The sequence below is a fragment of the Erythrobacter oryzae genome (genome assembly GCF_030271515.1).
GTDB classification, from domain to species: domain Bacteria; phylum Pseudomonadota; class Alphaproteobacteria; order Sphingomonadales; family Sphingomonadaceae; genus Erythrobacter; species Erythrobacter oryzae.
In genome coordinates, this window is record NZ_JASCXI010000004.1 from 378,253 (window position 1) to 395,599 (window position 17,347).

17 protein-coding genes are annotated in these 17,347 nt (G+C 68.0%); 10 read left to right on the forward strand and 7 right to left on the reverse strand.

The window, feature by feature from the left end:
• Positions 1-28: 28 nt before the first annotated feature.
• Together PFX90_RS14455 and PFX90_RS14460 are read left to right on the forward strand one after the other, a co-directional pair.
• Entirely contained in the window at positions 29-439 is a 411-nt protein-coding gene (locus PFX90_RS14455; RefSeq protein ID WP_285713278.1) for a SufE family protein, read from the forward strand.
• Positions 440-523: 84 nt separating this feature from the next.
• The gene (locus PFX90_RS14460) at positions 524-901 is read left to right on the forward strand and encodes a VOC family protein (RefSeq protein ID WP_285713279.1); all 378 of its coding nucleotides are present in this window, start codon (positions 524-526) and stop codon (positions 899-901) included.
• Here the strand turns inward: PFX90_RS14460 and PFX90_RS14465 are convergent.
• From PFX90_RS14465 to PFX90_RS14490, 6 genes are all read right to left on the reverse strand, one after another.
• Positions 898-1,428 (reverse strand): sterol desaturase family protein, encoded by a 531-nt coding sequence (locus tag PFX90_RS14465; RefSeq protein ID WP_285713280.1) that lies wholly within the window; start codon positions 1,426-1,428, stop codon positions 898-900. The two genes, PFX90_RS14460 and PFX90_RS14465, sit on opposite strands and share 4 nt — an antisense overlap.
• A complete protein-coding gene (locus PFX90_RS14470; RefSeq protein ID WP_285713281.1) occupies positions 1,425-2,210 on the reverse strand; it encodes a fatty acid desaturase in 786 nt (261 codons plus the stop codon). Before PFX90_RS14470 ends, PFX90_RS14465 begins: the two co-directional genes overlap by 4 nt.
• A gap of 111 nt (positions 2,211-2,321) precedes the next feature.
• A complete protein-coding gene (locus PFX90_RS14475; RefSeq protein ID WP_285713282.1) occupies positions 2,322-3,428 on the reverse strand; it encodes a M14 family metallopeptidase in 1,107 nt (368 codons plus the stop codon).
• 104 nt (positions 3,429-3,532) lie between these two features.
• A complete protein-coding gene (locus PFX90_RS14480) occupies positions 3,533-6,583 on the reverse strand; it encodes a TonB-dependent receptor domain-containing protein (protein ID WP_285713283.1) in 3,051 nt (1,016 codons plus the stop codon).
• A gap of 2 nt (positions 6,584-6,585) precedes the next feature.
• On the reverse strand, positions 6,586-7,527 hold the full coding sequence (locus tag PFX90_RS14485) for an alpha/beta hydrolase (protein WP_285713284.1): 942 nt from the start codon (positions 7,525-7,527) through the stop codon (positions 6,586-6,588).
• Entirely contained in the window at positions 7,524-8,909 is a 1,386-nt protein-coding gene (locus PFX90_RS14490; RefSeq protein ID WP_285713285.1) for a dicarboxylate/amino acid:cation symporter, read from the reverse strand. The genes PFX90_RS14485 and PFX90_RS14490 overlap by 4 nt, the downstream gene beginning before the upstream one ends.
• A gap of 300 nt (positions 8,910-9,209) precedes the next feature.
• Here PFX90_RS14490 and PFX90_RS14495 point away from each other — a divergent pair, with 300 nt between their 5' ends.
• Both PFX90_RS14495 and PFX90_RS14500 read left to right on the forward strand, forming a co-directional pair.
• Positions 9,210-10,823 carry an ATP-binding protein gene (locus PFX90_RS14495; protein ID WP_285713286.1) on the forward strand — a complete coding sequence of 538 codons (1,614 nt, stop codon included), beginning with the start codon at positions 9,210-9,212 and terminating at the stop codon, positions 10,821-10,823.
• A complete protein-coding gene (locus PFX90_RS14500) occupies positions 10,820-12,157 on the forward strand; it encodes a sigma-54-dependent transcriptional regulator (RefSeq protein WP_285713287.1) in 1,338 nt (445 codons plus the stop codon). Before PFX90_RS14495 ends, PFX90_RS14500 begins: the two co-directional genes overlap by 4 nt.
• Positions 12,158-12,177: 20 nt before the next feature.
• On the opposite strand, the gene PFX90_RS14505 is transcribed toward PFX90_RS14500, so the two are convergent.
• Entirely contained in the window at positions 12,178-12,591 is a 414-nt protein-coding gene (locus PFX90_RS14505) for an acyl-CoA thioesterase (RefSeq protein WP_285713288.1), read from the reverse strand.
• A 143-nt stretch (positions 12,592-12,734) separates the two neighbouring features.
• Between PFX90_RS14505 and leuC the strand changes: the two genes are divergently transcribed.
• The 6 genes from leuC (at position 12,735) to PFX90_RS14535 (ending at position 17,347) form a co-directional block, all read left to right on the forward strand.
• Complete coding sequence (gene leuC / locus PFX90_RS14510) at positions 12,735-14,180, forward strand: 3-isopropylmalate dehydratase large subunit (protein ID WP_285713289.1); 1,446 nt, start codon at positions 12,735-12,737, stop codon at positions 14,178-14,180.
• The gene (locus PFX90_RS14515; protein WP_285713290.1) at positions 14,177-15,019 is read left to right on the forward strand and encodes an N-acyl homoserine lactonase family protein; all 843 of its coding nucleotides are present in this window, start codon (positions 14,177-14,179) and stop codon (positions 15,017-15,019) included. The genes leuC and PFX90_RS14515 overlap by 4 nt, the downstream gene beginning before the upstream one ends.
• A 99-nt stretch (positions 15,020-15,118) precedes the next feature.
• A complete protein-coding gene (locus tag PFX90_RS14520; RefSeq protein WP_285713291.1) occupies positions 15,119-15,295 on the forward strand; it encodes an LPXTG cell wall anchor domain-containing protein in 177 nt (58 codons plus the stop codon).
• A 12-nt stretch (positions 15,296-15,307) separates the two neighbouring features.
• Positions 15,308-15,910, forward strand: a complete 603-nt coding sequence (leuD, locus tag PFX90_RS14525) for a 3-isopropylmalate dehydratase small subunit (protein WP_285713292.1) — start codon at positions 15,308-15,310, stop codon at positions 15,908-15,910.
• Positions 15,911-15,935: 25 nt separating this feature from the next.
• A complete protein-coding gene (locus PFX90_RS14530; RefSeq protein ID WP_285713293.1) occupies positions 15,936-16,934 on the forward strand; it encodes an NADPH:quinone oxidoreductase family protein in 999 nt (332 codons plus the stop codon).
• Positions 16,935-17,023: 89 nt separating this feature from the next.
• Positions 17,024-17,347 (forward strand): DUF1476 domain-containing protein, encoded by a 324-nt coding sequence (locus PFX90_RS14535; protein ID WP_285713294.1) that lies wholly within the window; start codon positions 17,024-17,026, stop codon positions 17,345-17,347.

Genomic DNA, 17,347 nt, shown 5'->3' on the forward strand with positions numbered 1-17,347 from the left:
GCGGCCCGCCCCTGTCTAAGGGCGGGCCATGCGCACCCTTTCCGACATTCTCGAAGAGTACGAATTCCTCGAAGGCGACGAGCGTTACGGCCTGCTGATCGAGCTCGGCCGCAGTCTCGAGCCCATGCCCGAGGCGCTGAAGACCGATGCGACGCTGGTGCGCGGCTGTTCGGCCGCCGTATGGGTCTATCCGGCGGGGACTGACGGTCAGAAGCTGCACTTTCTCGCCGATAGCAACGCAGCGATCACCAAGGGCATCGTCGCGCTGGTGATCGCCGCGGTGCAGGACAAGCCTGCCGCCGAGGTGGCAAGCATGGACGTGATGGGCGCGCTCGCCCCGTTCGACCTCAGGAACCAGCTCTCGAGCAACCGCACCCAAGGCGTGCCGAACATGATCGCGCTGGTGAAGGAGCACGCCGCGCGGCTGGCGGCTGGCTGACCCTTTGGCGCGAAGGAGCAGATAGCGTAATCTCGGCCCCGGGGGACAAGCGCTGGGCGAGTCGCCCCAATTGGGAGGGGCGCAATGCTCACCGATGCCAAGCCCGTTTGCTTCGTGCTCACTGCCGATCTGGCCAAGGCGCGCGGCTTCTACACTCAAACTCTGGGCCTCACCGAAACCGGCGAAGACCCTTTCGCGGTCAGCTATGATCTGGCGGGCACCACGCTTCGGCTGACAAAGATCGAAAACCACCAGCCCGGCCAGCATACGGTGCTCGGCTGGCAGGTCGCGGACATCGAGGCGGCGATCGATGCGCTGACCGCCAAGGGCGTGACCTTTGCGATTTACGAGGGCTACGGGCAGGACGCGCGCGGCGTGTGGACGCACCCCGCATCGGGAGCGAAGGTCGCGTGGTTCCTCGATCCCGAGGGCAACAATCTCAGCCTGACGCAAGCGCCCTAGAGGTTGCGCCCGACCGTTTCGTAGCCATCGGCCCCCGCACTGTCGCGCACCACGGCAATACCCGCGTCCTTCTGCGCCTTGAGTTCCGCCTTCAGTTTCGCCGGATCGCGCGCGAAGACGAAGCCGAAGCTCACCCCGCCTTCCTTGCCGATCGTTGCATGGTGCAGTTTGTGCGCCTGCACCAGCCGCTTGGCGTAGCCCTTCCTCGGCACCCACTTCCAGTAGCGCTGGTGCACCAGCCCGTCGTGGACCAGCGTGTAGATCACCCCGTAGAGCGTGATCCCCACCGCAAACCACCACAGCCAGTCCCAATAAAGCGAGCCGTAGATATACATCGCGGCGTTGATCGTGCCGAAGACCACCGCGAAGAGGTCATTCTTCTCGAGCACGTTGTCATGCGGCTCGTGATGGTCGCGGTGCCAGCCCCAGCCCCAGCCGTGCATGATGTACTTGTGCGCATACCACGCGAACAGCTCCATCCCGATCAGCGAGGACATGACGGTCAGGAATATCTCGAGCCAGCTCATGCGGGCACCTTCTCAGCAATCTCGATACGGCCCACCCCGGCCCGGCGCGCGTCCGGGAGCGCCCACCACGGCACGTCGGGACGGCGGTGGTGTTCGAGATGATAGCCGAAATGGAAGCAAGTGGCGAGGCTGGCGAGCGTGCCGAAGTCTTCCGAACGGGCGTTGTGGTGATCGGCAAAGCCGTTGGCCGGCTCGCCCGCGATGTGGCGATGGGTGCGGAAGGTGCCGAAGTAGAACAGCTGGAGCGAGGATGCCAAGGCCGGCAGCCCGTAGAGCAGCACGATCTGCACCATCGGAATGTCCAGCACCAGCCAGTAGATCCCGACCACGGTATGCACGAAAAGGATCGAGCGCCAGCCGAAATAGCGCCGGAAAAAGGTCGCATACCAGCGCTTGAAATCGGCCGGATTGTGCTCGTCGAAATCGGGGTCGCCCGCGTGGCCTGCCAGCTTGTGGTGGGTGAGGTGCGCGTCCCGCAGGTGCTTCCACCCAAAGCCGGCATAGAGTGCCAGCAGCACCGTCCCGATCGCGGCGTTGACCCGCCGGTGACCGGGCACCAGCGTCCCGTGCATCGCATCGTGGCAGACAATGAACACGCCGACCGAAAGCCAGCACTGCACCGCCGCCATCGCCAGCGCCAGCGGCCAGTTGGTCCAGCTGAGCTCGAACACGAACATCGCATAGGCGTGGATCGCCAGCCAGCTCCCGGCAATCGCCAGCGCCAGCGCAAGGCCGATGGCGCGCTGGAAGCCGTGGGGGGGCAAGGCGAAATGCGGGTTCATCAGCCGAAGGATACGCACGGGGCTTGCATGGAGATGCGTATAGAGCGCGCTCGCCAAACGGCAATTGCGTTTGCTTGCGCGGCTCATGCGCCGCGCGGAAACCCCGCGTGCCTATTCCCCGCCGCCCGGAGCGACTGCCTCGAGCGCCGGGGCCAGCCGCCCCGCCAGCGCCCGCGCCGCGGTGCGGATCGCGGCGCGGTCTGCGGTGTCGGCGACCTCGTAGGTATAGGCGGGGATGGCATAGACGGCGTGGAACCAGTTCTTCGCCGTACCGCTGCCGGGATTGGCGTTGCGCCGCTCGATCGTGAAGGGATAGTCGGCGAGCGCTGCTTCCTGCCCTGCGAGCCATGCGGCGAGGAAGCGGCGCTGGCCCCCGTCCATCTCGTCATCGCTCTGGACGTAGAAAAGGTTGCTGCGGGTCGAGTGGAAATCGACCATCAGCACCGGCCGCACGCCTTGCGGCAGGGCGTCGAGCCAAGCCTTCACAGCGCGGGTTTCGGGCTGGGTGAAGGGCCCCCAGTCGCGGTTCAAGTCGGTCGCGCCGCGGTTCGCGCGCCAATGCCCGCGCGCGGTGCCGTCGGGGTTGAGCATCGGCACGATCAGAATCTGGACATCGGCCGGAAGGCTGCGCGCCTCGACCAGCGCATCGACGAAGGCGCGCATCGCGATGGCGCCGGTCACCTCGGGGGGATGCTGGCGGCCGAGCAGCACCACCAGTCGCGGAGCGTCCTTGCGGCCCAGCCGGATCGCCTCGATCGGGCGGCCATCATGCGAGGTTCCGAGCGTGAAGACCGTCGCGCCGCTCGCCGCGCTCCAGCGGTCGAGGTCGGCGCGGGCGTCGGCGGGCGCGATCACTTCCCGTGCTGAGACGATGCCGCCGCCGGGCGGCAGCGTCATCTGCGCCGCAGCGCCATCCTCGCGCACCTCCACCGCCAGATCGCGGCTCTCGCCCCCGCCCGACCACTTGGGGTCGTAGCGATGCTTCGCGCCAAGGTAGCGCAGGGTGACGCTGACCGGCGCATCGCCCTCGGCCTCGTAGCGGAAGGCGTACCACGGGCTGGGGTTGATGGGAGGCGCGTGCTCGGGGGTGACGAGCAGTTCGAAGGCGCGCTCGCCCGTGATCGCACAGGCGCTGGGCGCGGCGCCGTCGAAATCGAAATGGAGGCTGACCGAGGCGCTGCGGCACGCCGCGAGGCTGACCCTCGCTTCGGATAACACCCCAATCCCCGCTGGCGGCGGCGGCGCCCCCGCACATGCCGCCGCCAGCAGGGAGAGGCCGGCCCATACGTATCGCGTTGCGATGCCCATGGGCGCGCGGCCTATCAGAGCGTCTTGCGCAGTTCGACCCGGAACACCCGCCCGCGGGGCGAATGCAGCGCGCTGAAGAATCCATAGGTCTCGTCGGCCAGCGGCGGATCGGTGTCGAACACGTTGTTGACCCCCAGCCGGATGCGGGTGCCTTCCAGTGCGCCATCCTCGAAGGAATAGCCGACGCTGAGGTTGAAGGTCAGCATGTCATCGACGCGGTAGAAGTTGATGTTGGGATCGTCCGAGGTGAACGGCAGGTCGCGCGTGACGCTGGTGTTCCAGACCTGCCCGACATATTGCGCGAACACGCCCACATCGACCAGGCCGAGACCCCAGTTGACCGAGCCGCTGAAGCGCCACTTGGGACGGCCGTCGAGCTCGAGCAGCTCGCCGAGCCCCTCGATCCGCACCTCCGGCGGCAGATCGCCCGATGCGACCGCATCGAGCAGCGCCTGCCCGTCTGCCCCGGCCGACTGGACAAAGCCGTTGAGCCGCGCCGCATTGAAGCGCAGGCGCACATCGCCCGCGCCGAAATCCGGGACATTATAGGCAAGACCGAAGTCCCAGCCCTTCGAGATGCGGCTGTCGAGGTTGAGATAGGGATCGAGCACCCGGATGATGTCGCCCGCCGCTGCCAGCCCCGTGCCGGCGTAGAGATCGATCTGCTCCTGCGTCGGCGCGGCGCGGATCACCGCCGGGTTGAAGCTGCCGGTCTGGCGCAGCAGCAGATCGAGCGCGATCGCATTGTCATCGCCGAAGGTGCCGACGAGGCCGGTCTGCTTCACGCGCCAGTAATCCGCCGTCAGCGTCAGGCCGGGGATGAATTCCGGTTCGAGCACGATGCCGAGGTTGATGCTCTCGCTGTCCTCGGGCCGCAGCTGGTCGGTGCCCGACCGGAAGCTGATCACGCCCTCGCCCGGACACAGGCCGAGGTTGGCAAGCTGGCCCTTGATGACCTGCGCCTGGCAGCGCACGAAATCGTCGCGGGTGTTGGAGCGGGTGGTGCCTTCGTCGTTGACCTGCACGAGGTTGGGCGCACGGAAGCCCTGCGACCATGCACCGCGCAGCATCAGGCCCGGCACCACGGTCCAGGATGCCGCCGCACGCGGGACGATCGCGGTCTCGTCGATGTCGCGGAAGTGCTCCAGTCGGCCCGCCAACTGGAGGTTCAGGGCGTGGACGAGCGGGATGTCCATGTCCTCGCTGACCAGCGGCACGAAGGTTTCGAGGAAGGCCGACCACACCTCGCGCGAACCGCTGGTGTCGGGCGAGGCGCTGGTGCCCGCGACATCGCTGCCGTCGAACACGCCGGTGACGCTATCGGTCCAGGTGATGGTGCCGTCGATGCGCGGATCGCGGTCGTCGAAGAAGGTCTCGCGCCGCCATTCGATGCCGCCCGCGACCCCGACATCACCGCCGGGCAGGGTCAGGAGACTGGAATTGCTGACCTTGAAGTCGGCCAGCGCGAGGCTCGTGCCGCCCTTGCGGAACACGCTGATGCGGAAGGGATCGACGCTGCTGGCCGGATTGGGGGTGCAGTCGCCATTGCCCGGGTCGCCCGTCACGCAGCCGCCGTTGAACGGGTTGTAGGCATCGGGCGTCGAACGGTTGATCGCCTGCTGGAGCAGGGTAAGCGAGACGCGGTTGCCTTCGAGATCGGTGCTGCGGGCCTCGGAATAGACGAAGCCGGTGTCGAAATCCCAGTCGCCGAAATTGCCCTTGAGGCCGGCGACGAGGCGGTAGGAATCCTTGTCGACATCGACCGTGCGGTTGCCGGCATCGACGAAGCGGTAGCGCTCCATGATGACATTGGCGCCGCTTGCGGGGACGGTGAGGCCGGGAAGGCGGTTGGGGTTCGCCGCGCCGCCCGGGAAGGTGACGGGGCCGAAGGGGTTCCAGTAGGCATTGCGCGAAATCCCCACGGGCACGGCGCTGAGGATCGCGGCCGGGGTGATGTTGCGGCTGCTTTCCGAGCGGTAATAGGTGCCCTCGAAATAGCCTTCGACATTGTCGCTGAATTCGTAGTTCAGCAGCATGGCGGCGTTGTAGCGGGTCTTCTCGCTGATCAGCGTGGTGCCGAAGGCGCGGTTGTAACGCACCGCGGCCACGGGGTTGTCGCCGTTGCGCGCGCACAGGCCGTTGCCGAAGTCGAGCCGGCAGCCGGTCTGGCTCGAGGGCTGGAGATAGAAGTCGTCGTCGCGGATCGGGGTCTGGTTGTTGTTGGTGATCTGGATGTCGAACTGGCCGAAGGGGCCGAAGGTGTTGCGGTTGTTGAACTGCGTATCGCCTTCGAACGCGGTGCCGACCAGCAGCGGGGTCTTGTCGTCATCGGCCGAATAGGCGCGCTCGGAGGCGTCGATCCCGTTTTCGTAGAAATAGCCGCCATAGACGGTCAGGTTGGCCCGCCCACCGGCGAAATCGAAGCCGTAGCCGCCGTTGATCTGGGCGCTGTAGAGCCCGGTGCCGTCCGAATTGCGGTATTCGCCCTCGATGAAGCCGCCCCGGCGGTTGCCGCGCAGCACGGTGTTGACCACGCCTGCCACCGCATCCGCGCCGTAGATCGCCGAAGCGCCGTCGCGCAGCACCTCGAGCCGGCGCACGGAGCCGGGCGCGATCTCGTTGGTGTCGGGGCTGACGACGGGGACCAGCAGCTCGGTCTGGAAGCCGGGGTTGAGCACCATGCGGCGGCCGTTGATCAGCAGCAGCGTGTTGCCGGTGCCGAGATCGCGCAGGTTGATCGAGGCCGCATCGCCGCGGGCGTTGTTCGACGAGACATCGTTCTGCTCGTTGAAGGCCACCCCGCCCGACTGCGGGATCGCGCGGAACAGCTCGTCGCCCGATGTCGCAGCGACATTGGCGATGTCGACTTCGTCGACCACGGTGACGGGCAGCACGTCGTTGATCTTGGCACCCTGGATCTGGGTGCCGGTGACGATGATCTCGCGGCTGACGTCCTCCTCGGGCGCAGGCGGCGGCGGGGCCGCTTCCTGCGCGTGCACGGCAGTGGCGGCGATCAGGCTGCCGCCGCACATCAGGACAAGCCTGCTCAAGAACGTGGTGGACATGGTTATTCTCCCCGTTTTTCAATTATCTGCAATGATTGCGCCCAATGGGTGAAGAGCCCGGGCCACTGGCTGATGACCTGCTCGGGCTCGCCCAGCCCCCAGCCGTGGCCACCGTCGCGGAACAGGTGCAGCTCCGCGCTCGCCCCGGCGGCCACCAGGGTCTGGAACAGGAGGATGCCGTGCCCCGGCGGCGTGGTCGGATCGTCGGCAGCCGCGAAGATGATCGTCGGCGGTGCGTCCTTGGTCGCGTAGGTGTCGAGTGACCACGCGGCCTCTGCGGCGGGCGTTTCCTTGTCGCCCACGATCTCGCGGCGGGTGCGGGTGGTGTCGTAGGGCTTGCGCAGAGTGACGACCGGGAACAGCAGCACCGCGAAGTCGGGCCGGGCCGAGACGTGCTCGAAGCGGTCCTTGCCCTCGTAGAGCGCGCGGCCGGGCTGGTAGGCGGTGAAGCCCGCGAGATGCCCGCCTGCCGAAAAGCCCATGATCCCGATGCGGTCGGGCCGCACGCCGAATTCGCCCGCGCGGGTGCGGATGATCTTCATCGCTCGCTGCGCATCCATGAAGGGGGCGCTCGCGTCCCATCCGTCATTGGGGAGGCGGTAGATCAGCTCGAACACGGTGAAGCCCTGCGCGGCGAGCCACTCGGCCGCAGGGGTGCTTTCCTTCTTGAGCTGGATGCGGAAATAGCCGCCCCCGCCTGCCACCAGCACCGCCGCGCCATTGGGCACGGCGGGACGATAGACCCGCATCCGCGGCACCGCGACATTGGAGACCGCGCCCAGCCCCGAGCCCTCGCTGCCGATCTTCTCCGGCCCCTCGACCTTGCCATTGCCCGGCGGGGTGGCCGGCCACAGCGCGATTTCCTCGCGCTGCGGAGCCGCACCCTCGGCCGCGAGCGCCGCAGGTGCGAGCGCCACCAGAAGCGCGATCAGAAAGCGGATCACGGCGTCTTCTCCAGCACCCGGGCAATCTCTTCGCTCACCGGCCCGCTGCGCTCGTGCCGCTCGATATCCTCCACCGGCAGCGGCAGCGGCGTGCCCGCCAGCGCCGCGGCGAGCCGCTCGCGGTCGAGCGCGCCTTCCCACTTGGCGACGATGATCGTCGCCACGGCATTGCCGATGAAGTTGGTGAGTGCCCGGCATTCGGACATGAAGCGGTCGATCCCGAGGATCAGCGCCATCCCCGCGACCGGCACCCCCGGCACCACCGACAGCGTCGCGGCGAGGATCACGAAGCCCGATCCGGTCACCCCCGCCGCCCCTTTCGAACTGATCATGGCGACCAGCACCAGCGTCAGCTGCTCGGCGAGGCTCAGCTCCACCCCCACCGCCTGCGCGATGAACAGCGCGGCGAGCGTCATGTAGATGTTGGTGCCGTCGAGATTGAAGGAATAGCCGGTGGGCACCACCAGCCCGACCACCGCCTTGCGGCATCCGGCGGCTTCCATCTTCTCCATCAGGCTCGGCAGCGCGGCCTCGGAGGAGGAGGTGCCGAGCACCAGCAGCAGTTCCTCGCGCAGATAGCGGATCAGCGCGAAGATCGAAAAGCCTCCCGCCCAGCCGCACAGCCCCAGCACCACTACCACGAAGAACAGCGAGGTGAGATAGAAAGTCGCGACCAGCGCGGCGAGGCTCGCAAGGCTGCCGATGCCGAACTCGCCGATGGTGAAGGCCATCGCCCCGAAGGCGCCGATGGGCGCGAGCTTCATCAGCATGCCCACCAGCTTGAACACCACCGCCCCGAAGGAGGCGAGCACGTCGGTCACGAGGTCGCTCGCGGGACGCGTCGCGGCGATCGCGACACCGGCGAGGATCGCGACCAGCAGCACCTGGAGGATCTGCCCGTCGGTGACCGCGCTGAACAGGGTGTCGGGAATGATGCCGAGAAGGAAGCCGGTGATGGTGGTCGCCTCTGCCTTGTCGGCATAGTCGGCGACCGCGGCGGTATCGAGGGTGGCGGGATCGATGTTCAGCCCCTCGCCCGGGCGCACCACATTGGCGACCACCAGGCCGATCACCAGCGCGAGGGTCGAGAAGGTGAGGAAATAGGCGAAGGCCTTGCCCGCGACGCTGCCGACCGCCTTCAGATCGCTCATCCCGGCGATCCCGGTGGCGACCGTGACGAAGATCACCGGCGCGATGATCATCTTGACCAGCTTGATGAAGCCATCGCCCAGCGGCTTGAGGCTGGCACCGAATTCGGGCGCGAAGTGGCCGACCAGCGCGCCGAGCGCGATCGCGGTCAGCACCTGCACATAGAGCAGGCGGTAGAACGGCTTGCGCACCGGCGCGGCCGCGTCCCCGATGTTGATCGACTGCGCACCCATTGGCGCTTGTGTCCCCCGGCTAAAACCTCTCGTCGTAGAGGATCGGGCCGCGCTGGTGCGGCTGCAAGCGCTTCATGCGCGGGTGGCAATGCATGTAAATTCAGTCGCTTGAGCGAATCCGTCCGGCGATTTGTGCGGAAATCCGCACAAAATTCTTGCGCCGCGTGCGGAAAGGCGCACAAGCCGCGAGGGGCAGCACAGGGGAAGGCCAAGGGTTTGCGCAGCACGGACAGCCTTTCCCGACCCGCGTCCGGCCGTCTTGGGCGCCGCTATCTGATCTCGCTCGCGGGAGTCGCGGCGGTGCTGCTTGCGGCGCTGGCAATGCTCGGGCTCGAACGCGCGGCGCGGGTCTCCGCGCTCGAGGAGACCCGCGCCGCGGCGACCAGTCAGGCCGCGATCCTTGCCGCAGGTCTCGAAAGCGAGCTCAACAAGTTCAGCCTCGTGCCGCGCGTGCTCGCCGTCGATCCCGAGGTCGCCGCGCTGCTTGGCGGCGCGGCGGGCGGGCGCGACCTGCTCAACCGGCGGCTGGCGGCACTGGCGCGGCAAACCAATGCGGCCGCGATCTACCTGATGGACGGGCGCGGGACCACGCTGGCGGCGAGCAACTGGGACCGGCCGGACAGCTTCATCGGCGCCAATTACCGCTTCCGCGACTATTTCCGCGGCGCGCTCGCGAACGGGACGGCGAATGAATTTGCGCTCGGCACGGTCAGCCGCCGCCCTGGGCTCTATCTGTCCGAGCGGGTCGGCCCTGCGGGCGCTCCGCGCGGCGTGGTCGCGGTCAAGGTCGAATTCGACAGCCTCGAGGCCAAGTGGCGCCGCGCCGAGGACGGGGTCTTCGTGACCGATGCGGGCGGGATCGTGCTGCTGGCGAGCGACCCGGCATGGCGGTTCCGCGCGGCGGCGGGCTCCGCGCGCCCGCGCGATCCCGTGCGCGATGCGATGCAGTTCGGCGTCGCCGAGCCGCGCCCGATCGAGCTTCCCGCCCGTCAAGGCGGGGCACAGCCCGTCACCATGATCGAGAAGATCCAGCCGATCGCCCCCGTCGGCTGGGAGCTGCACCTCCTCGCCGATCCCGCCCCACGCCTGTCGGTGGCGCGCGCCAATGCGCGGCTGGCGGGCGTGGTCCTGCTGCTGCTGGCGTGGCTGGCAGGAGCGAGCGCGTGGCTGTGGCAGCGCCAGCGCCTCGCCCGCGCGGCAGCCGAGGTTGCCGCACAGACCGCAACCTTGCGCGACCAGTTGCAACAGGCCAACCGCCTCGCCACCCTCGGCCAGATCACCGCCGGGCTCGGCCACGAGATCCGCCAGCCGCTCGCCGCGATGCGCGCCTATGCCGAGAACGGGTTGCGCCTGCTCGAGGCCGACCGACGCACCGAGGCAGCGGCCAATTTCGACCGGATCGCCCAGCTCGCCGGGCGGATCGGCGAGATCACCGCCGAGCAGCTCCACTTCAGCCGCCGCTCCGCCGAGGCACCACGCGAGATCCGGCTCGCGGAGGTGATCGACGGCTCGCTGTTGCTGCTGCGCGACCAGCTGCGCCAGCACGGCCTCGCGCTCGAACTGCCCGCTGCCGAGGCCGCCGCGACCACGGTGCGTGCGCGCCACGTCCAGCTCGAGCAGGTGCTGGTCAACCTGCTCCAGAACGCCATCCAGGCCTGCGCGCCCGAGGGGCGGATCACGCTGGCGATCACGACCGCGGGCGGGACCGTGCGGCTGAGCGTCACCGACACCGGGCCGGGCGTGCCCCCGGCGCTGGTCGACACGCTGTTCCAGCCCTTCGTCACCGCGCGCGAGGACGGGATCGGCCTTGGCCTTGCGATCGCGCGCGACATCATGCGCCAGCTTGGCGGCGACCTGATCCACGAGGCTACCGACAGCGGCGCGCGCTTCACCATGGTGATGCCCGCCGCATGACCGCCGCGCCCGCCTCCCCCGCCCCGCCGCTGCTGGTCGCCCTCGTCGAGGATGACGAGGTGCTGCGCGATGCGACGCACCAGACCCTCTCGCTCGAAGGCGCCGAGGTGGTCGCCTTTCCCGATGCGCGCGCGGCGCTCGAATGGCTCACCCCCGACTTTCCGGGCGTGGTGGTGAGCGACGTGCGGATGCCGGGGATCGACGGGATCGCCTTCTTCGCCGAATTGCGGCGCATCGACCCCGAGCTCCCGGTGATCCTCACCACCGGCCACGGCGACATTGCCATGGCGGTGGCGGCGATGAAGAACGGTGCGGCCGATTTCCTCACCAAGCCCTATCCTTCCGCCGATCTCATCCGCGCGGTGCGGGCCAGCAGCGAAAGGCGCGCGCTGGCGCTCGAGAACCGCCGGTTGCGCGAGGAAACGGGGCGATCGCTAGGCCATGCCATCCCCGGCACCTCTGCGGCAGCCGAGCGCCTTCGATCGGTGATCGAGGGCGTCGCGCGCTCGGAGATCGACGTGGTGCTGACCGGCCCCGCTGGCACCGGCAAGAGCTACGGCGCGCGGTTGATCCATGACCTCAGCCCGCGCCGCAGCCGGCCCTTCGTAACAGTCGATGCGGGCGTGCTCGCCCACGCCGATGCCGAGTGGCTCCTGTTCGGGCGCGAGCCTTCGGCGGGCCTGTCGCGCACCGGCCTGATCGAGCGCGCCAATGGCGGGACGCTGTTCCTCGATGGGATAAGTGCCGCCAGTGATGTGCTGGTCACGCGGCTCGCCGCGCTGGTGGAAAAGCGCGAGGTGTGGCCGATCGGCGCGGCCAAGGCGCGGCCATTGAACCTGCGCATCATCCTCTCCCGCCAGACCGACGGCAGCGAGGCCGAGGCGCGCGATCCAGTGTGGCACCGGCTGGGCGCGGTGCAGATCGCCTTCCCGCCGCTCGCCGAACGCCGCGAAGACGTGCCCGAAATCTTCCGCCTCTTCGTCATCGCCCGCGCGCGCGAATACGGCCTCCCCGCCCCCGCCATCGGCGCGGCCGAGTGGCATCATGTGCAGACCCATGACTGGCCCGGCAATCTGCATGAACTGGGCGGCTTTGCCCGCGCCTTCGTTCTCGGCCTGACCGGCTCCGGCACCGTCGACCCCGCTCCCGCCCCAACCAGTGGTGGGCGCCCGCTCCACCAGATCGTCGCCGAGTTCGAGCGCACCGTGCTCGAGGATGCGCTGCGCCAATGTCGCGGCGATGTGGTCGCGGTGCAGCAGATGCTGCAAACCCCGCGCAAGACCCTCTACGACAAGCTGGCGAAGCACGGGCTGAAACCGGCGCGCTATCGCTGAGCTTGCCCCGCTTGGGGCCGCTAGACTTTGGGGAAGAAGAATTCCCGGAGATGCTCGCCGATGCGCGCCGGGCGCAGGGTTTCGGCATCGATGCAGCACCAGGAGGATTGCACCTCGGCCAGCACTTCCTCGCCGCGCTTGATCAGCGTCGAGTAGAACGCGCGCGCGCCGTTGAAGCGTTCGAGCACGGTCTGCGCGATCACCGCGTCATCAAGGAAAGCGGGCTTGCGGTAGGTGATCTCGTGCTTCAGCGCGACCCACGCCTTGCTCGCCACGTCCTCGGCCGGAGCGATCCCGCGCCAATGCGCCAGCACCGCGTCCTGCACCCAGTTGAGGTAGCGCGCGTTGTTGACGTGGCCCATGAAGTCGATGTCCTCCGCTGCCACAGTGATCGGGTGGAAAAACGGGCGGGCGGGAGATTCGCTTGCTGACATAAATGTAAACTAGCGCAAGAATATGACAAATTCCATTACTGCGTGGCGGTAAATTGCCGCAATCTTGCCACGGCTCGCGGAACAGGATTATGGGCGTCTCGTTTCGGGTCGCACCCTGCCCCCTCCAACCGATGGAACCTGCCATGGCCAGCCGCCCCCGCACCCTCTACGAAAAGATCTGGGACGCGCATGTCGTCGAGACGCGCGATGACGGGACGGCGCTGATCTACATCGACCGCCATCTGGTGCACGAGGTCACCAGCCCGCAGGCCTTTGAGGCGCTGAAGGTGGCAGGCCGCCCGGTGCGGCGGCCCGAGCTCACGCTCGCCGTGCCCGATCACAATTTGCCGACAACCGCGCGGGTGGATGCGAGCGGCAAGCCCGTGCCCATCGCCGATCCCGAGAGCGCCGCGCAGCTCGCCGCGCTCGAGGTCAATGCGCCGGCCTTCGGAATCCGCTACATCCCCGCGACCGCGAAGGAGCAGGGGATCGTCCATGTCGTCGGGCCGGAGCAGGGCTTCTCGCTGCCCGGCACCACCATCGTCTGCGGCGATTCGCACACCGCCTGCCACGGGGGCATGGGGGCCCTCGCGTTCGGCATCGGGACGAGCGAGGTCGAGCACGTGCTGGCGACCCAGACGCTGCTGCTCCAGCAGTCGAAGCCGATGGAAGTGCGGGTGGAGGGCGACCTCGGCCCGGGTGTCTCGGCCAAGGACTTGATCCTCCACATTATCGGTCGGATCGGCGCGGCGGGCGGCTCTGGCTATGTGATCGAATACCGCGGCAAGGTGTTCGAGCGCATGACCATCGAGGAGCGCCTGACGGTCTGCAACATGAGCATCGAAGCGGGCGCGCGCGCCGGGCTGATCGCGCCCGACGAGACGACCTTCGCCTATCTCAAGGGCCGCCCGATGGCCCCCAAGGGCGCGGAATGGGATGCGGCGGTGGCCTACTGGCGCTCGCTCCACACCGACGAGGGCGCGGTGTTCGCCAAGTCGGTGGTGATCGACGCGGCGCAAGTCGAACCCAGCGTTACCTGGGGCACCTCCCCCGAGGATGTCGTCCCCATCGGTGGCCGCGTGCCGCACCCCGAGGACTTCGTCGACGAGAGCAAGCGCGTCGCCGCGCAGAAATCGCTCGACTACATGGGCCTCACACCCGGCACGCCGATGACCGAGGTCGCCATCGAGAACGTCTTCATCGGCAGCTGCACCAACAGCCGCATCGAGGACCTGCGCGCCGCCGCCGCGGTGCTCAAGGGCCGCCGCAAGGCCGATAACGTGCGCTGGGCGATCGTCGTGCCGGGCTCGGGCCTCGTCAAGACCATGGCCGAGGAAGAGGGCCTCGACAAAATCTTCACCGAAGCGGGCTTCGAGTGGCGCGAGCCGGGCTGTTCGGCGTGCCTCGGCATGAACCCTGACAAGGTGCCCGCAGGCGAGCGCTGCGCCTCGACCAGCAACCGCAACTTCGTCGGGCGGCAGGGCCCGGGCGCGCGCACCCACCTCGTCTCGCCCGCGATGGCCGCAGCCGCGGCGGTCACGGGGCGCCTGGCGGATGTGCGCGAGCTGGCAAGGGAGACCGCAATATGAAACCGGTCGCACGGATCATTCTCGCGGCACTCGCCGCGACAACGCTTACCGCCCAGAGCGCCCCGCCCCCGCCTGCCGCACCACTCGCAATCATGCGGCTCGATTGCGGCACCTTCGTCGCCAATGATCTCGACGACTTTTCCGACACCGGATCGATGAAGGGCGTAAGCAAGCCGCTGACCGGCAGCTGCTACCTGATCCGCCACGGCGCGGATTATCTCCTGTGGGACACCGGTCTCGCTGCCGCCGCAAAAGGCAAGCCGCTCGATCGCAACGCCGCGTTCGACTACACGCTCGACAAGACGCTGGTCGAACAGCTTTTCGAACTCGGCCTCAAGCCCGAGCAGATCGCGCGGGTGGGCATCAGCCACTATCATTTCGACCACAGCGGACAGGCGGCGAGTTTCCCGCAGGCTATCCTGCTGATCGGCAAGGGCGATTTCGACGCCTTGAAGGCAGGCGCACCGGGCGCCAACGCCAAGCCACTCGAACACTGGGTCAGCGGGCCAGGCAAGGTCGAAACGGTCAGCGGCGACAAGGACGTGTTCGGCGACGGACGGGTGATGATCCTCGACCTGCCGGGTCACACGCCCGGCCATCACGGCCTGATGGTCCGCCTGGGTGGGGGCCGCACCTTGCTGCTCACCGGCGACCTTGCGCATTTTCGCGAGAACTACGACAGCGACGGCGTGCCGCGGTTCAACACTGACCGCGCCGACACGCTCGCCTCGCTCGACCGGTTCAAGAAGATCGCAGGCGTCGAGGGGGCGGCGGTGATCGTCCAGCATGACGCGCGCGACATCGGCAAGCTGCCGCCCTTCGGGCAATGGGCGGAGTGATGTGCGGCACGCGGCGGCAAGGCTCGATTCGTCGCCTGCCCGTCTATGACCTGACCCCAGCCCCTTGAAACCCTTGCCCGCGAGGCGCATGGAAACACCATGACCGACAAGCCCAAGAACAACACCGCCCGCAATGCCGCAATTGCCGCTGCGGGAGCCATCGGATCCGCCGCCGTGGCCGCTGCCCTGCTCTACGCCAGCAAGCGCAAGAAGAAGCCCGACGAGCCCGCCCAGCCCGGCCCAATCCCCTCGGGCGAACCGCCTCAGACGGACTAAGGACACCTCGCCATGCAGCCCCTCACCAGCGTCCAAGGCCGCGCCATTCCGCTCGGCCTCAAGAATGTCGACACCGACATCATCATCCCCGCCAAGTGGCTCAAGACGATCAGCCGTGAAGGCCTCGGCGCGGGCGCGTTTGAATCGCTGCGTGCCGAGCCCGGCAATGTGTTCGACGATCCCGCCTATGCGGGCGCGCCGATCCTGATCGCAGGCGACAATTACGGCTGCGGCTCCAGCCGCGAGCACGCGGCCTGGGCGATGCTCGACCTCGGCATCCGCGTGGTGATCGCGCCGAGTTTTTCGGACATCCATTCGGGCAATGCGGTCAAGAACGGCATCCTGCCGGTGGTGCTGCCGCAGGAAGCGGTCGACCGGCTGCTGGAAGTCGCGCGCGAGGGGCTGGAGATCAGCGTCGATCTCGAAGCGCAGACCGTCACCACCCCCTATCAGGACCGCTTCACCTTCGAGATCGATCCGTTCCGCAAGCACTGCCTCCTCAACGGGCTCGACGAGGTTGGCCTCACCATGGCGCGGGGCGAGGCGATCGGCGGTTACGAGGCGCAGCGGACCGCCGCCCAGCCATGGCTGATGCGCGGCACCGCGGCGGCATAGAATTAGCATACCGGGAGAGGACACAATGAAAGCCATTCGCACCCACCAGACCGGCGGGCCTGAGACTCTGACCCTTGACGAGGTCGAAACCCCCACCCCGGGCAAAGGCGAGGTGCTCGTCGCGGTCAAGGCCTGCGCGATCAACTATCCCGACGGGCTGATCATCCGCGATATGTACCAGTTCAAGCCGCAGCGGCCGTTCAGCCCCGGCGGCGAGATTTCGGGCGTGATCGAGGCAGTGGGCGAGGGGGTCGAGGGCTTTGCGGTGGGTGACCGCGTGCTCGCCGGGATCGGCAATGGCGGGCTGGCCGAGAAGGTGGCCGTGCCCGCAGGCCGCATGTTCAAGGTTCCCGATGGCGTGCCCTTCGAGAAGGCCGCGAGCCTGCTGATGACCTACGGCACCACGATCCACGGCCTCAAGGACCGCGGGCACATCAAGGCGGGCGACACCGTGTTGATCCTCGGCGCGGCGGGCGGCGTGGGCCTCTCGGCGATCGAGCTCGCCAAGGCTTTTGGCGCACGCGTCGTGGCGGCCGTGTCCTCCGAAGCCAAGGGCGAAGTCGCGCGCAAGGCAGGGGCGGACGAGGTCGTGATCTACCCGCGCGAGGCGATGGACAAGGATGCCTCGAAAGCCCTGGCAGACGCCTTCAAGCAGGCCTGCGGGCCGGAAGGCGCCAACATCGTCTACGACATCGTCGGCGGGCAATATTCGGAGCCCGCGCTGCGCGCCATCGCCTGGGAGGGCCGCTTCCTGGTGGTCGGCTTCCCCGCCGGGATCGCCAAGATGCCCTTGAACCTCACCCTGCTGAAGTCCTGCGACATCTGCGGCGTGTTCTGGGGCGCCTTCACCGCGCGCGACCCCAAGGGCTTCCACGCGCAGGTGATGGAGCTGTTCGACCTGATGAAGGCGGGCAAGATCGACCCGCTGGTCAGCGAAACCTTCCCCCTCGCCCGCGCGGGCGACGCCATCGCCAAGCTCGAAGCGCGCGAGGCGGTCGGCAAGCTTGTCGTGACGATCGACTGATCATCCGGAGCGGGCCGGTTGGCGCTTGAAGGCGCGGCCTGCCCGCTCTATCGCTCCGCTTGGATCGTCACCCAAGGGACAACACACATATGACCGACTTCAGGGATCGCGAACGCGCCGAGGAGGCCCATTTCGCGCTCGAGGGCGAAACCGCCTTCCGCATCCTCGCCCGCCGCAACCGCCTGCTGGGCGAATGGGCCGCCGGGCTGATGAGCCTCACCCCCGAAGAGACCGACGCCTATCGCAAAGCCGTGGTGCAGGCCGAGTTCGAGGAAGCGGGCGACGAGGACGTGGTGAGGAAGCTCTTGGGCGACCTCACGGGCGCGCAGATCGACATCACTGAAGCCGACATTCGCGCCAAGCTCAATGAAATGGCGATCGAGGCGCGCCGCCAGCTGCTCGGCGAGGTCTGA